General features: G+C 64.9%; 14 protein-coding genes, 1 tRNA gene and 1 pseudogene. 2 read left to right on the top strand and 14 right to left on the bottom strand.

Translation table 11 applies throughout. From position 1 onward, the window contains the following. Nucleotides 1–318 precede the first annotated feature (318 nt). The 5 genes and pseudogenes from HNP55_RS09515 to HNP55_RS09495 form a co-directional block, all read right to left on the bottom strand. A pseudogene (locus HNP55_RS09515) lies at nt 319–686 on the bottom strand (DDE-type integrase/transposase/recombinase); the annotation flags it as partial. Nucleotides 687–864: 178 nt separating this feature from the next. Then, nucleotides 865–1,974 carry a plasmid recombination protein gene (locus tag HNP55_RS09510; protein WP_348648682.1) on the bottom strand — a complete coding sequence of 370 codons (1,110 nt, stop codon included), beginning with the start codon at nt 1,972–1,974 and terminating at the stop codon, nt 865–867. A gap of 44 nt (nt 1,975–2,018) precedes the next feature. Continuing rightward, complete coding sequence (locus HNP55_RS24230; RefSeq protein WP_246448301.1) at nt 2,019–2,255, bottom strand: helix-turn-helix transcriptional regulator; 237 nt, start codon at nt 2,253–2,255, stop codon at nt 2,019–2,021. Between the two features lie 175 nt (nt 2,256–2,430). Continuing rightward, nucleotides 2,431–3,684, bottom strand: coding sequence for a tyrosine-type recombinase/integrase (locus HNP55_RS09500; protein ID WP_184298582.1), 1,254 nt, complete (start codon nt 3,682–3,684; stop codon nt 2,431–2,433). Nucleotides 3,685–3,858: 174 nt separating this feature from the next. Then, nucleotides 3,859–3,933: transfer RNA gene (locus HNP55_RS09495), tRNA-Arg, on the bottom strand. A 204-nt stretch (nt 3,934–4,137) separates the two neighbouring features. Between HNP55_RS09495 and HNP55_RS09490 the strand changes: the two genes are divergently transcribed. After that, nucleotides 4,138–4,692 carry a c-type cytochrome gene (locus tag HNP55_RS09490; protein ID WP_184298580.1) on the top strand — a complete coding sequence of 185 codons (555 nt, stop codon included), beginning with the start codon at nt 4,138–4,140 and terminating at the stop codon, nt 4,690–4,692. A gap of 68 nt (nt 4,693–4,760) precedes the next feature. Here the strand turns inward: HNP55_RS09490 and HNP55_RS09485 are convergent, their stop codons facing one another. The 8 genes from HNP55_RS09485 to HNP55_RS09450 form a co-directional block, all read right to left on the bottom strand. Further along, nucleotides 4,761–5,297, bottom strand: a complete 537-nt coding sequence (locus HNP55_RS09485) for a DUF2946 family protein (RefSeq protein WP_184298579.1) — start codon at nt 5,295–5,297, stop codon at nt 4,761–4,763. Between the two features lie 4 nt (nt 5,298–5,301). After that, nucleotides 5,302–6,270: a YheT family hydrolase gene (locus HNP55_RS09480; RefSeq protein WP_184298576.1), complete on the bottom strand. Its 969-nt coding sequence runs from the start codon at nt 6,268–6,270 to the stop codon at nt 5,302–5,304. 10 nt (nt 6,271–6,280) lie between these two features. Next, nucleotides 6,281–6,730: a YybH family protein gene (locus HNP55_RS09475; protein ID WP_184298574.1), complete on the bottom strand. Its 450-nt coding sequence runs from the start codon at nt 6,728–6,730 to the stop codon at nt 6,281–6,283. 13 nt (nt 6,731–6,743) lie between these two features. Beyond that, a complete protein-coding gene (locus HNP55_RS09470) occupies nt 6,744–6,950 on the bottom strand; it encodes a zinc-finger domain-containing protein (protein WP_184298572.1) in 207 nt (68 codons plus the stop codon). Between the two features lie 30 nt (nt 6,951–6,980). Further along, nucleotides 6,981–7,889 carry a lipase chaperone gene (locus HNP55_RS09465; RefSeq protein ID WP_184298570.1) on the bottom strand — a complete coding sequence of 303 codons (909 nt, stop codon included), beginning with the start codon at nt 7,887–7,889 and terminating at the stop codon, nt 6,981–6,983. 4 nt (nt 7,890–7,893) lie between these two features. Then, complete coding sequence (locus HNP55_RS09460) at nt 7,894–8,835, bottom strand: esterase/lipase family protein (RefSeq protein ID WP_184298568.1); 942 nt, start codon at nt 8,833–8,835, stop codon at nt 7,894–7,896. 136 nt (nt 8,836–8,971) lie between these two features. Next, complete coding sequence (locus tag HNP55_RS09455) at nt 8,972–9,367, bottom strand: hypothetical protein (protein WP_184298566.1); 396 nt, start codon at nt 9,365–9,367, stop codon at nt 8,972–8,974. Beyond that, the gene (locus HNP55_RS09450; RefSeq protein WP_348648681.1) at nt 9,364–9,804 is read right to left on the bottom strand and encodes an antibiotic biosynthesis monooxygenase; all 441 of its coding nucleotides are present in this window, start codon (nt 9,802–9,804) and stop codon (nt 9,364–9,366) included. Before HNP55_RS09450 ends, HNP55_RS09455 begins: the two co-directional genes overlap by 4 nt. A 108-nt stretch (nt 9,805–9,912) precedes the next feature. Between HNP55_RS09450 and HNP55_RS09445 the strand changes: the two genes are divergently transcribed. After that, nucleotides 9,913–11,862 (top strand): diguanylate cyclase domain-containing protein, encoded by a 1,950-nt coding sequence (locus tag HNP55_RS09445; protein WP_184298563.1) that lies wholly within the window; start codon nt 9,913–9,915, stop codon nt 11,860–11,862. On the opposite strand, the gene radA is transcribed toward HNP55_RS09445, so the two are convergent. Then, nucleotides 11,845–13,209: a DNA repair protein RadA gene (gene radA / locus HNP55_RS09440; protein WP_184298561.1), complete on the bottom strand. Its 1,365-nt coding sequence runs from the start codon at nt 13,207–13,209 to the stop codon at nt 11,845–11,847. The genes HNP55_RS09445 and radA overlap by 18 nt on opposite strands. Nucleotides 13,210–13,300 lie beyond the last annotated feature (91 nt).

The raw sequence follows: 13,300 nt of genomic DNA, 5'->3' as shown, positions 1-13,300 counted from the left end.
CGTTGCGACGCATTTTTGCCACAAGTACCGATTCATGTGAGCCATTCAACGCCTTGTTAGTTCTCTCGGTAAGTCCAAGCGTAGGGCGCCAAAGTAGTTGCATCCGGGATGCAAGGTAGATCATCGGACGAGCCAGTTGGTAGTTAACCGCCGTCGAACATGTCAGTCGTTGATCCATCGGCTTCGGTCTGCTCGCTCTGTAGACCCTTGATTGATAGCTTGAAGGAAGCCGCTTTTGTCCCGAAGAATGACCTTGCCCCTGGAACCCGTATCCCATAACCGAGCTGAGAATGGCTTGCACGGCTACCGCTTGAACTAGGCCATGCGCAGCGCGTCGATGACAAGGCCTCGCGTCATGGTTTCTTGCAGCGACCAGCCCACCACTTACCGGCTGAACAGATCGATCACAACGGCCAGAACAGCCTGCCCTCGTCCGTGGCGATGTAGGTGACGTCGCCAGCCCAGACTCGGTCCGGCTCGCTCATCGTGAACTCGCGGTTGAGTAGATTGGGCGAGATCGGCAGCGCATGGTTGCTGTCCGTCGTAACCTTGAATCGCTTCTTGCCCACACGAATGCTCCGTGCGAGCAGCTCCTTCCAGACGCGCGGCCAGCCGTAACCCCCACGACTCTGGACGTGAACAGCCTTGATGTGCACCAGCAGCGCATCGTCGCTCAGATGACGCCTTTGCGTCTCGCTGGGGGGCAACCTTAGCCTCCCGGGAGGGGCGCTCTACGCCAAGTCTGTTTTATAGGTGCCGCTCGGCAGCTTCGGCTTTTTGCCGGGCAGTTCGGCCAGCAGCGCTAGCCTCATTTCTTCTCTTGGGACTTTGTCGGTCACGCTGCTGCCGAACGCAACTCAGGCTCTAGCATCTGCGTCCTGTTCTCCCCAGTACGTCGGCTACATACGCCCTTGCCTTACCCTTTTGCAGGTTGAGCTTTTGAGGTGCCTCGACATATTCACCGGTCTCGCTGTCAAAAGCTGAGGCCGGCCGCTCGGAGTCCCTTTCACGCTTCCAGACTAGGTGCTCAATTTGGGCCACTGGCAATGGCAATGAAGTGACAGGGGGCGGAACTGTTGGCTGTGCAAATGTTGACTTTTGTGTGCGCCCTACACAAGGTAGGACGTTTGCATTTTTCGGGATTGGTGTCCTATAGGAAGTTTCAACCTTCGGGTGGTCAAACGTCCTATAGGGATTCTTGTCTTCAGCCGTTGAACGGCCCTTTCCGGTCATGATTTGTGCAAATGTCCGGCTCGGCTTCTCCACCTTCGTCGCCGTCGCAAAGGCTTTCACATCAGCAAAATCAATCCCAAGCTCCAAAATAAATGGTTCCGGGTTTTGCTCAATTGCATCACGCAAAGCACCCCAAACTAGGCTTCCGATAGCTCCATCGCTAACTTCGCGGAGCCTCTTGAGTACCGCCTGCGCCCCCGCCCTTTTTGCGTCCCCTGAGAGCCTTGCAGTGGGTTTTGTGAGTCCATGGTTTGAGGCCACAGCCTCAAAGAAATTCTGTTGGGTAGCGGCAATCTGTTCGCGGTTGCCGAGCAACTTTGATGCGGATAACTTGCCGTTCAGAAGTGGCAGCACAAGCACGTGGCAATGTGGGTGCTTTTCATCTCTGTGAATGTCTGAGCTGAGAACATTCGCTTCACCGCCAAAGCGGCTACCCGCCCATTTAGTGCAGTCGATGAAAAATGCTCGATCATCAATTTGATGGTCTTTGGGAAGGCTGAAGACCAGTTCAATGGCGAGGACTGCATCCTTTCGCGGCATTACCCCGGCGGCTTTCATCATTTGATTCGCCAGTGCCGCGACTCCATCAGCGGTTTCAGGCCCAGCCAGAGTTTCATTGAAGTGCGAGCGGGCCGAATTGATGTTTGGTGATGCCCTCACTTCAGCCGCGTTGGCGCGACGATTGTGTTTTGCTGCCGTGCTAAGGATCTGATTGCCTCTCTTGCGGTTCAACGGCTGCATCCGAAGAATGCAGCTGACAGCCCTTTGACCATGGCCCCCCATAGTCAAACCCCTTGCGCTTGAATGAAGGCCCTCACATCGGAGGCTCGAAAGCGGGTGCAGCGCTTGCCCATTTTCACAACCGGCAACTCGCCGGCGGCTACCTTTCGGTAAATCGTTGCAGCCGATAGCCCGGTGGCCTGGGTGACGGTCTGCATCCGCAGCAAGGCATCTTGCAGTTGAAGAGCGTGCAGAGGTTGGCTTGATTTGTCGTGATTGCTTTGGATTGACGGTGCGTTCATATGCTTCCCATTGAGTTAACGGGAGGCATCTTCTGTCGTCAGTTGTGCTGCTTTTTCGTGCAGTTTCCAAAATTTGAATGACCGAATAAATTCAAATAAATCAATGAGTTAGCAATAAATCGGTATTTGGCATCAAACGCTCGCTCCATTTTTCCGCCAAGAAAGGGGGGCGCGCCTACCGCGCCGATGTAGCCTTGAATGGAATAACTTGCGCCCCAGTCCGCAATTGATCCAGATAGTCAGCCCAAGTCTGCATCATCAGGCGACGCTGGTCTGCATATTCGGCGCGGTCATAGGCTCCAGGATTTGCGCCGGTCTTGGCATGGCCGAGTTGGGCCTCCACCATGTCGGACGAGATACCCGCAATGCGCTCGGCAAGCATCGTGCGGGCCATGGCACGGAAGCCATGCGCGACGTGATCGTCTGAACCAAAGTCCAATCGACGAAGCGCTGCGTTTACCGTTCCGTCACTCATCGGTATGGCGTGGTCGCGCGCGCCAGGGAACACATAGCGCGAGTGTCCGGTGAGCGGTTGAATTTCCTTGAGTACTCCCACTGCCTGCCGCGCCAGAGGAACAAGGTGCGGTCTGCCGTTCACTTTGGCCTTGGTCTTGAGCTTCATGCTTTGGGCTGGAATCGTAAGCAATGCGGCATCCAAGTCGATCCATTCCCATTCCATAGCCCGGATGTTGCCCGGCCTTTGGAATATCAGCGCGGACAGTTGCAGCGCCGCCCGCGTAGCCGGCTGACCGGTGTAGCCGTCAATGGCCCTCAACAGCCCCCCCACCTCCACAGGGTCCAGTACCGCAGCAAAGTGCTTGACATGGTGTGCCGTCAAAGCGTCTTTCAGGTCGGCTATGGGGTTCTTTTCGCAGCGTTCGGTCACGACGCCATGCCGGAATACTTGGCCCGCCATCGTCCGCAGCTCATGCGCCGTGTTGACAATGCCTTTGGCCTCCACCTTGCGGAGCGCCCTCAATATTGCCGCTGCCCGAATGCTTGATAGGGGAAGAGTCCCGATCTCGGGGAACAGGTAAAGCTCTTGAGTCCGTAGCCACTTGCGGGCGTGGCCGCTGCTCCACTTGGCCGCCGCTTGGATGGAGTGGAACTCTCGTGCTACGGCTTCGTAGGTGCTGGCGCTGCTGACCTGCTTGTTGGCGTTGTCTTGTTGGCGCTGCTGAACCGGGTCAGTGCCTGCTGCCCTTGTTTTGCGCGCATCGTCGCGGCCTTCACGCGCCACCTTCAGAGTCACCTCGGGGTAGTTGCCCAGAGCTAGGCGCTTTTCTTTCCCAGCGAATCGGTACTTGAAGAACCAACGCTTGGAGCCGTTGGGGGCGACTTCAAGGTAGAGCCCTCGCTCGTCAGCGAGGCGAACTCGGGGCTTGTCTTGTGGGCAGGTGGCTTGTTTGCAGGCAGGATCAGTCAGCATGGGGGAACAGGTCGGCAGAATGCGGGATCAATAACGTCTCGTTCCCCCGCATGTTCCCCCGCCTTGCCTGCGCTGTAAAGCTTCAACGTGATGCAACCTGATAAAGAAAAAGCCCCTAAGTCGTTGATTCACTTGGGGGCTTGATTCTTTGTGAATCCACCTGATTCACTGATTTGGTGCGACCGGCAAGAATCGAACTTGCGCCTAAGCCTTCGGAGGGCCCAATGATATCCACTTCACCACGGTCGCCGGGGTAGAGCCGCATTCTAACCCGATGGCTGCAGTGTTCGCCGCAGACCCTTTTGCTCGGCCCGATTTGACGCAGGACAAGGGTTTGTCTGCTCCCTGCCGGCGGGGCTTTTGCGGGCGATTGGCGATTTATACTGCTGCCGTTTTGCGCCGCCGCTATGGCGGGCGCCTCATCCAGCCACAGCCTGAGCCAACGAGGATTTCATGAGCGGAACCCCAGACCACGCGAACCAGCACTTTGATGAAGATGCGCACACCGGGCCGATCAAGACGCCCAAGCAGCTCGCATGGGCGGTGTTCTTCGCCTTTGTGATTCCCATCGTCGCGATCATCATGCTGGCCAATTACGTGACGGCGGACAGCAAGCCTGCCGCTGGCACCGAGGCACTGGAGGCGATGGCCGTGGCGGCTCGCATCCAGCCCATCGGCGGCATCGAGATCAAGGATGCCAGCGGCCCCGCCGTGCTGCGTACCGGCGAGCAGGTGTTCCAGGCCCAGTGCGCGGCCTGCCATGCCACCGGCGCGGCCGGTGCACCCAAGCTGGGCGATGCCGGCGCCTGGGGCGGACGCCTGGGCCAGGGTTTTGCAACCCTGGTGGACCATGCCCTCAAGGGCAAGGGCGCGATGGCGCCGCAGGGCGGCGGCGATTTCAGCGACTTCGAAATCAGCCGCGCCGTGGTCTATCTGGCCAACCAGGGCGGCGCCAAGTTCGAGGAACCCAAGGAGCCCGCAGCGGCCGCCTCCGCCGCCGCGAACTGATTCTTCGCCCCCCGTATGCAAAAAGCCGAGCTCAGCCTCGGCTTTTTTGTGCCCGCTGCTGGCCGCCCTCAGGCGCCTGGCGCCACGGGCTGCAAGACGATTTGAAATTCGCTCAGCAGTTCGGTGAACAAGCGTGATTCCGGGGCCAGCCGGCCTTGCTGCACGGCCTCGGCCGCCCACAACATGTCCAGGCTGTGGACCAGGCCCAGGCCCAGCTCACTGGCGATGAAGAGCCGGTCCTGCTCGTCCAGATAACTGGCCAGCGCCACGGTGGCAAGGCCGGTGTGGCTGCGCAGCGTGCCGTCCTGCAGCAGCTGTTCGTCCAGGCGCCAGATCCAGGGCGCGGCCTCCAACTGCAGATAGACGCGTTGCGGGCCGTTCTGGAAGAACCAGCAGCCGCGCTCGTCGTGGGCGTAATTGCGCTGGATGAATTCGCGCAGCTTTTCGTGCGTGACCCGGCTGCCCTTGACTTTCGGAAAGGGCCCGGCGGCCTGGATGCGCTCGTCCCGCATATACCAGTCGCCGCGTGCGTCCAGGGCCAGCCAGCCGTAGCAGTGCGGCACATGGGGCCATTTCTTCAGGGCGGCTTCGACGATGGGGTCCATGGACTCAAAGGGTTTGGCCCAGCCAGTCGCAGACCTGGCGGGGCATGGTGAAGACATGGCCGGGTGGCCGGCCCTGCGGGAAGCCCACATGGCCACCCTGGGCCGGCTGCCACAGTGTGACCCAGGTGCCGGCCTCGCGCACCGTGGGCAGGCAGGCGGCGGGGACAAAGGGGTCGTTGCGCGCATTCAGCAGCAGGGCGGGGATGCGGATCTGTTGCAGATGCGGCTTGGCCGAGGCGCGCTGCCAGTAATCGTCGGTGTTGCGGAAGCCGTGCAGCGGAGCGGTGAAGAGATTGTCGAACTCGTAGAGGTCGCGCGCCGCGCGCAGGCGCTCGCCGTCGAACAGGCCCGGGTGCTGGGCCAGTTTGCGCATGGCCTTGGGCAGCATGGAGCGCAAGAACATGCGGGTATAGACCTGGCGGTTGAAGCCCCGGCCGATGGCATGGCCCGAGGCCGTTAGATCCACCGGCGAGCAGACGGCGCAGACAGCGCGGGCCGTGGCTGCGGCACTGGCCCCCATCTCCTCGGCCCAGCGCAGCAAGGCATTGCCGCCCAGCGAGACACCGGCGGCCAGCAGCGGGCCTTTGTGAGCGGCTTTCAGGCGCGCCAGCATCCAGCCCACCTCTTCAAAATCGCCCGAGTGGTAGGCGCGCGGCGCCAGGTTCAGCTCGCCCGAACAGCCGCGGAAATGCGGCATCGCAAAAGCCCAGCCACGCGCGCCTGCCTGGTCGGCCAGGGCCTGCACATACTGGCTTTGCGAATTGCCCTCCAAGCCGTGGAAGAGCACCAGCAGGGGCTGGTCGGGCCGGGCGGGCGCGGCGAGGAAATCGACGTCGACGAAGTCGCCGTCCGGCGTGTCCCAGCGTTCCCGCCTGAACCGGGGCGGCGGGCCTTGGTGGCGTTTGGCGTAGAGCGCGGGCCAGATGGTCTGGGCGTGGCCGCCGGGCAGCCACCAGGGGGCGTGGTAATCCATCCGCGGTGAATCAGTGCAGAACCGAGGGCTCTTCGACCACTTCCTGGATGTCGTGCGCGGTGCCGGGGCTGGCGTGATGCACGGCCAGGCGCCAGCCGTAGCCGGTCTTCAGATAGACATTGGTGGCGATCACCCAGGCGCTTTGCGGGCCTTGCGGCCCCTGCACCTGGACGCGCTCCAGCACCTGGTGGATGGCGGTGTCGCCGGTATTGATGCGACGCACCCGCTCCGGCGTGACCGGGATCGCGCCTTGCATGAATACCGTCTCGAAGGCGGCCCGTATCGCGCCCCGGCCCAGCACCCGCGGCCCACCGGGGTGGACGCAGGAGATGTCTTCCTCGTCCGCCCAGACCTCCATCAGCCGCTCCAGATCGGCTTGCTGCAGGGCTTCGTAGAACTGCTGCTCCGTGTCCTCGGGCGAGGCGAGCAGGGCGGCGTTGCGGGCCTTGGGGTCGTGCATGGGGTGGCGGAGCTCAGTGGTGGCTGTGCAGCACTTCGCCGGCCTTCAGCTGGTAGACCGTGCCGCAGTACGGGCATTTGCCCTGGCCGTCGTGGCTGATGTCGATGAAGACCTTGGGATGGCTGCTCCACAGCGCCATCTTGGGATTGGGGCAGGCCACCACACCGGGGCCTTGCACATCGTGGGCGGTCACTTCAACAACAGACTTGGCGTCGCTCATGGTCGGATTCTTTCAGGGGAAAGCCGAATTCTACGGGGGGCCGCCCGCGCCCAACAAGGCGCGGGCGCGCAGGCGCTCGCTGCCCTCGAAGCTCTGTTCGATCAAGGCCTGGATGGCTTGCCGGCGCTGGAGCTCGCTCAGCTGACTGTCCTGGCGCAGGGCCTGGAGCTGCGCCGCCGCGGCCTTGAGGCGGGCCTGCCAGCGCGCCTGGGCGGCCTCCTCTTCCTGCAGGCGGCCCAGGGCGGCGGCGTCCAGGCGGCTGCGGTCGATCAGTTCGGCCGACCGCGCGGGCTGGCCACCGGCCTCGGCCGAGGCCTGGATCAGGGCCGCGACCTGGCCTTCGTCCTCGCCGTAAAACGCGTGCGCCCAGGCCGGGCCCAGCAGGCGGCGCCTGGCCTCTTGCTGCTCGGCCAGGGCGGGCGCCAGCGTGCTCGGGTCTTGCGGATTGACGCTGTGGCGCCAGCGGCTTTGCTGCAGCTGCAGATACGGTCGCCAGACGGCCATCACCGCCTCGGCATTGGCGACGGAGAGTTGCTGGCCGGCCAGCTCCCGCAGATAGGCGCCGATTTCGTCCAGGCTGCGCTGGCCCTGCAGCTGCAGCAGATAGTCGAAGCGGCGGCGCAGCGCCAGGCTGGGCTGCAAGTCGCCGTTGGCGCCCAGGCCCCAGCCGCCGTCCAGCTCGGTGCCGCGCAGGACGCTGTGCTGATGCAGCCAATCCGCGAAAGCGCTGGACGCTGGGGGCATTGGCCTTGCCAAGCCGACGCTGGGCGCGGCAGCGGCGCTGGGCTCGGTGTCGGCATGAACCTTGAGTTGCACCGCCTCGTGCGAGGCCTCGCTGAGCGGGCTCCAGCACCACAAGCCGCCCAGCAAGCCCAGGCCCAGGACGCTCAGGCCCAGGCTCAGCCGCTGGCGGCCGGACGCTTGCGGGGCTTGCTTCATGGCTTCAAAGCCCCAGCAGCTTCAGGCGGTTGGCCTGGGAGCGGTAGAACTGCAGCGGGTCCGGCGTGAACCAGCCGCGCAGGCCGAAGGCCTGGTTGACCTCGTCCAGATGGTTCCAGGGGTAGTCGTCGCGCAGCACCAGGCCCCAATGGCTGGAGCAGCGGCTGACCAGGCCGTCATTGGCCTCGCCCAAGAAGACCGTGCTGCTCAGGCCTAGAAAGCCGTCCGTCACATCCAGCAGATTGGTCACGGCCGCCGTGCCGCCCACCGAGTAGTAACGGATGCCATTGGCCACTTCAGGGCCTTGGCCGCAGGGCGAGGTCGGGGCGCCTTGCGGGAAGCTGGCGTTGAAGCTCTGCGCGCCGGCCGTGTTCAGCGAGCCCAGCGTGCCCAGGGCGTTCTGCGGCAGGTTGGGGTTGCCCGAGAGCCAGGAGATCGCCTGGCCCAGGGCGCTGGCGATGGCGGCGGCCCAGCCCGTGCTGCCGCTCGCGCCCGCCAGGCCGGCCACCGCATCGGCCACCTTGCTGCCCTGGTGCGGCGTGCCCACCGTGGTGACCGAGGCCACCAGCTCGGGCGCCACCGCCGCCACATAGCGCGAGGTGGTGCCGCCCTGGCTGTGGCCGATCAGATTGAACTTGTCATAGCCATAGGCCGCCTTGAGCTGGCGCAGCGTGGCCAGCAACTGCTCGCCGCGCTGTTCGTTGGAGTTGAAGGCCGAGACGGCCGGGGTGAAGACCACCGCGCCGCTGGCCCGCAAGGTATCGGGTATGCCGTAGAAGTAATTCACCGGGCCGATGGCGTCGAAGCCCGACATGCCATGCACCAGCACGATGGGATAGCGGGTCTGGGCATAGGTATCGGCGGCCCGGGCAGCGCCGATGCCGCCCGCAGCGGCCAGGGCGATGGCGGCCAGAGTGCCGCGCAGAACAAGGGAGTAAGGCTTCATCGTTCTTGTCACCTCGCGTCGGGAATAGGGGGGACGCCCGGGGCCGACGCCGCCCCAAGCGTTGAGGCATTGGGCGCGAACGGGCGTGTATTTTTGCAGCGTGGAAACCCGGGTGACGTCGCGTGAGCTGTGGCTTTCACGCCGCCTCGGCCTGCCCGGCCTCCAGGCGCAGCAGGCGCCAGCTCTCGACCCGGCCCTTGTTAACGATCACCTCGACGCGGGCGCCGCCGCTGTCCTGCCAGCCAAAGGTTTCGGGCGCGCTGCCCAGCTTCTTGCCCAGGCTGCGGGTCAGGGCGATCACATCGGCCACCGGCATGCCGGCCTGCAACTGGGCATTGAGCATGACGGCGTTGTCCACCTGGCCCAGCGGGCCTTCCGAAGCGGCCTTCATCAAGCGCATCAGGCGCGAGAACTGCAGCAGCAGCCAGAACACCACCACCGTCAGGGCCAGGATCACGCCCTTCCAGCCCCACAGGCCGCCGCCCACAAACATGGCGGCGATGGCCAGGGCTCCTCCGATCCAGGGGTTCATGACCGGCCTCCCGCGTGCCCGGACTGTGCCGGCGGTTGCGGATCGGCCGGGCCGTCGCTGCGCGCCCAGCCGTAGCTGCGTTCCACCTTGGCCACGCGCACGGCGTAATGCTCATACCAATCGGCCCGGCCTTGCTCGCGGGCCAGCTGATGCTCGGCATGGCGGCGCCAGGCGGCGATGTCGGCCTCGCTGCGCCAGTAGGACAAAGTGATGCCAAGGCCTTCGGCATCGCGCACGCTCTCGGCGCCGAGATAACCCGTTTGATCGGCGGCAAGTGCCACCATTCGATCGGCCATATCGCCATAGCCCGCATCGCCAGAACGCCGTTGGCTGGTGAACATAACGGCGTAATACGGCGTCTCGAAAAGTGCCGCCAAACCGGCCGGCGGCTGTGAAAGAATTTTCTGTTTTGTCATGGTCTTGGCGTATTCTTGCAAGCTTGCAGGAGTGCTTGAACACCGCCATTGTGCGTGGTTTGCGGGGCTCCACGCCAAGGCCGGCCCCAGCGCAAGCGCGGGGGGCCAGCCATTCAAGAAGGAGTGGCGATGCGAATGTCGGGGTCCGGCAAGCCGGCGTGGCTAGTGAAGCATGTGCGGGTCTGGGGGCTGCCCTCACGCTGCGCCCTGCCCCTGCTCATCCTGCTGGCCGGCCTGTTTTTCACCCTCGGCTACTGGCGTTTCGAGTGGCAGCAAACCCAAGCCAGCCAGCGCCGCGCCTTTGAGAGCGAGATGCGTGGCCTGGGCCAGCGCTTCCTGCTGCAGCTGGGCGCGCAGCGCCAGCTGATGCAAGGCGTGCAGGGTTTTTTGCTGGCCCAGCCCCAGGCCGATGAGGCGGCCTTGCGGCGTTATATCCAGGCCTTGCCGCTGGACAGTGATTTCGCCGGCCTGCAGGGCTTGATGGTGGCGCGCAGCGGCCCGGGCGGGCTCAGGGTCGCGCAGGTCGAGCCCGGCCACAGCCCCAGCCGCCGCGCCCTGGGCCTGGATTTGATGGCGCTGCCGGCGCTGCAAGACCTGCTGTTGCGGGCCCAGGGCCGGGCGCGCCTGACTTGCTCGGGCCTGCTCGATCTGCAGGCCTTGCAGCTGGGCAGGGGGCAGGGCTATCTGCTGGCGCTGCCGGTCTGGCATGAAGGGCCTCTTGCGGGCCGCCTGGATGGCGGGGCGGCCGAGCCCCCCGCCGCCTGGGTGCTGGCCGCGCTGAACAGCCAGGAGCTGCTGGCCGGCCTGTACGCCGAGATTCCGCCCGGCCTGGCCCTGACTTTTTACGACGGTGCGCCGGCGAGCGAGGCGCGCCTGCTGTTTCGCGCTTCCTCCCTGGCCCTTGGCGAGCCGCCGGCCGCGGGCCAGCAGAGCCAAGACCGGCGGCTCCATCTGGAGGGCCAGGACTGGACGCTGCGCCTGAGCGCCGGGCCCGAGTTTGCCGAGCGCTTCGGGGCCGGCGAGTTGCGCGCCGTGCCCTGGGTAGGCGGGCTCTTGAGCGTGTTGCTGAGCCTGCTGGCCTGGCTGCTGCTGACCTCGCGCGACCGCGCCCAACAGCTGGCCGAGCGCATGACGCTTGCCGTGCGCGAGAGCGAGCGGCGCTGGGCGTTTGCCCTGGAGGGTGCGGGCGATGGCGTCTGGGAATGGGATTTGAGCAGCGGCAATATCCATTGCTCGCTGCGCTGGAAAACCATCATGGGGCTGGACCCCGCCTTGGCCGATCCGAACCTGAGCCTGCTCTGCGCCCGGGTCCATCCGCAAGACCTGGCGCGGGTGAAGTCCGAGTTCCAGCAATGTCTGGACGGCCAGGCCAGCACCCTGGTCAGCGAATACCGGGTGGCCGGCCCGCAGGGGCAGTGGAACTGGGTGCTCTCGCGCGGCATGGTGGCGGAGCGGGATGATCAGCAGGCGCCGCTGCGCGTGATTGGCACCTTGTCGGACATCAACACCCGCCGTCAGTCCGAGGAACGGGTGCGCTTCATGGCCTTGCACGATCCGCTCACCGAGCTGGCCAACCGCGCACATTTCGACGAGCGCTTCCACTTCGCCCTGGCCAATGCCCGGCGCTACAACGAGAGCCTGGGCCTGATCCTGCTGGACCTGGACCGCTTCAAGCCCATCAACGACCAGCATGGCCACGCGGTGGGGGATCTGCTCTTGCAGACGGTGGCCAAGCGCATCCGCGGCTCGGTGCGCGAGACCGACACCGTGGGCCGCATCGGCGGTGACGAGTTCGTCGTCCTGCTGACCGGGCCGGTGACGCCGGAGACCGCCCAGCTGGTGCTGGAGAAGATCTTCAACCAGGTGGCCCTGCCCATGGAGCTGAACGGGGTCAAGCTGGAGATCACCTGCTCGCTGGGCCTGGCCCTCTACCCGCAGGACGGGGTGGACGAGCTGAGCCTGGCCAAATACGCCGACGATGCGATGTACCGCAACAAGCGCGCGGGCCGCCGCCTGATGTCGGCCCAGCCGACGTTGCAGGGCAGCGCCGGCGGCATGGGCTCACAGGCCGCGGACTGACTCCATCGCGTCCTCGATGCGCTCCACCGCGTGGACGGTCAGCCCCTCGATGGGTTTTTTGGGCGCGTTCGCCTTGGGCACGACGGCCACGCTGAAACCCAGCTTGGCGGCCTCCTTCAGCCGCTCCTGGCCGCGCGGCGCCGGCCGCACCTCGCCCGCCAGGCCCACCTCGCCAAAGGCGATGAAGCCGCGCGGCAGCGGCTTGCCGCGCAGCGAACTCTGGATCGCCAGCAGCACGGCCAAGTCGGCCGCCGGCTCGCTGATGCGCACGCCGCCCACGGCGTTGATGAACACATCCTGATCCATGGTGGCCACGCCGGCATGGCGGTGCAGCACGGCTAACAACATGGCCAGACGGTCTTTCTCCAAGCCCACCGAGAGCCGGCGTGGATTGGGCCCGCCGGCATCGACCAGGGCCTGCAGCTCCACCAGCAGGGGCCGCGTGCCCTCCAGCGTCACCAGCACGCAGCTGCCCGGCACCGGCTCGCCGTGGGTGGAGAGGAAAATGGCGCTGGGGTTGGCCACGCCCTTCAGCCCCTTCTCCGTCATCGCGAAGACGCCGATCTCGTTGACGGCGCCAAAGCGGTTCTTGATCGCGCGCACCAGGCGGAAGCTGCTGTGGGTATCACCCTCGAAGTAGAGCACCGTGTCGACGATGTGCTCCAGCACTCGCGGCCCGGCCAGCGCGCCCTCCTTGGTGACATGGCCCACCAGCACCATGGCGCAGCCCGTGGCCTTGGCCGTACGCGTTAAATGAGCGGCACATTCGCGCACCTGGGCCACCGAGCCGGGGGCCGAAGACAGGTGCTCGGAGTAGACCGTCTGGATGGAGTCGATGACGCAGAAAGCGGGCCGCTCGGCCTCCAGCGTGGCGAGGATTTTCTCCAGGCTGATCTCGGCCAGCACCCGCACCTTGGCTCCCGCCAGGCCCAGGCGGCGCGAGCGCATGGCGATCTGCGCGCCCGACTCCTCGCCGCTGACGTAAAGCACCGGCATCTGGGCCGACAGATGGTCGATCGCCTGCAGCAGCAGGGTGGACTTGCCTATGCCCGGGTCGCCGCCTATCAGCACCACGCCGCCGGCCACGATGCCGCCGCCCAGCACCCGGTCCAACTCCTCCTGGCCGGTGGGCGTGCGCTCGAAATCGGTGGCCTCGATCTCGGACAAGGTGGCCACCGGCTGGCTCTTGGCCAGGGCCTGGTAGCGGTTCTTGCCGCCCCCGCCGGCCTCGGCCACGCCCTCTACCAAGGTGTTCCAAGCCCCGCAGCTGGGGCACCGCCCAAGCCATTTGGCACTGGTGCCGCCGCATTCGGAACAGGTGTAGATGGATTTGTCTTTGGTCGCCATGGGCGGATTGTCGCCGGGCGAGGCTGCTTGCCAGGTTTGGGGTATCTAAAAACAAACCTTGCAAATCTTCTGCTCGTTGGAATAATTGCAA

Origin of the sequence: Roseateles oligotrophus (genome assembly GCF_014204525.1) — a bacterium.
GTDB lineage: Bacteria > Pseudomonadota > Gammaproteobacteria > Burkholderiales > Burkholderiaceae_C > Paucibacter_A > Paucibacter_A oligotrophus_A.
The sequence above is the reverse complement of the archived record's forward strand: the minus strand, read 5'-3'. Positions and strand labels throughout refer to the sequence as shown.

Excerpts from the sequence above, each read along its gene's own strand:
- HNP55_RS09490 (WP_184298580.1), top strand. The coding sequence starts at position 4,138 with ATGAGCGGAACCCCAGACCACGCGAACCAGCACTTTGATGAAGATGCG.
- HNP55_RS09465 (WP_184298570.1), bottom strand. The coding sequence starts at position 7,889 with ATGAAGCAAGCCCCGCAAGCGTCCGGCCGCCAGCGGCTGAGCCTGGGC.
- HNP55_RS09470 (WP_184298572.1), bottom strand. The coding sequence starts at position 6,950 with ATGAGCGACGCCAAGTCTGTTGTTGAAGTGACCGCCCACGATGTGCAA.
- HNP55_RS09455 (WP_184298566.1), bottom strand. The coding sequence starts at position 9,367 with ATGAACCCCTGGATCGGAGGAGCCCTGGCCATCGCCGCCATGTTTGTG.
- HNP55_RS09480 (WP_184298576.1), bottom strand. The coding sequence starts at position 6,270 with ATGGATTACCACGCCCCCTGGTGGCTGCCCGGCGGCCACGCCCAGACC.
- radA (WP_184298561.1), bottom strand. The coding sequence starts at position 13,209 with ATGGCGACCAAAGACAAATCCATCTACACCTGTTCCGAATGCGGCGGC.
- HNP55_RS24230 (WP_246448301.1), bottom strand. The coding sequence starts at position 2,255 with ATGAACGCACCGTCAATCCAAAGCAATCACGACAAATCAAGCCAACCT.
- HNP55_RS09445 (WP_184298563.1), top strand. The coding sequence starts at position 9,913 with ATGCGAATGTCGGGGTCCGGCAAGCCGGCGTGGCTAGTGAAGCATGTG.
- HNP55_RS09485 (WP_184298579.1), bottom strand. The coding sequence starts at position 5,297 with ATGGACCCCATCGTCGAAGCCGCCCTGAAGAAATGGCCCCATGTGCCG.
- HNP55_RS09510 (WP_348648682.1), bottom strand. The coding sequence starts at position 1,974 with ATGCAGCCGTTGAACCGCAAGAGAGGCAATCAGATCCTTAGCACGGCA.
- HNP55_RS09500 (WP_184298582.1), bottom strand. The coding sequence starts at position 3,684 with ATGCTGACTGATCCTGCCTGCAAACAAGCCACCTGCCCACAAGACAAG.
- HNP55_RS09460 (WP_184298568.1), bottom strand. The coding sequence starts at position 8,835 with ATGAAGCCTTACTCCCTTGTTCTGCGCGGCACTCTGGCCGCCATCGCC.
- HNP55_RS09475 (WP_184298574.1), bottom strand. The coding sequence starts at position 6,730 with ATGCACGACCCCAAGGCCCGCAACGCCGCCCTGCTCGCCTCGCCCGAG.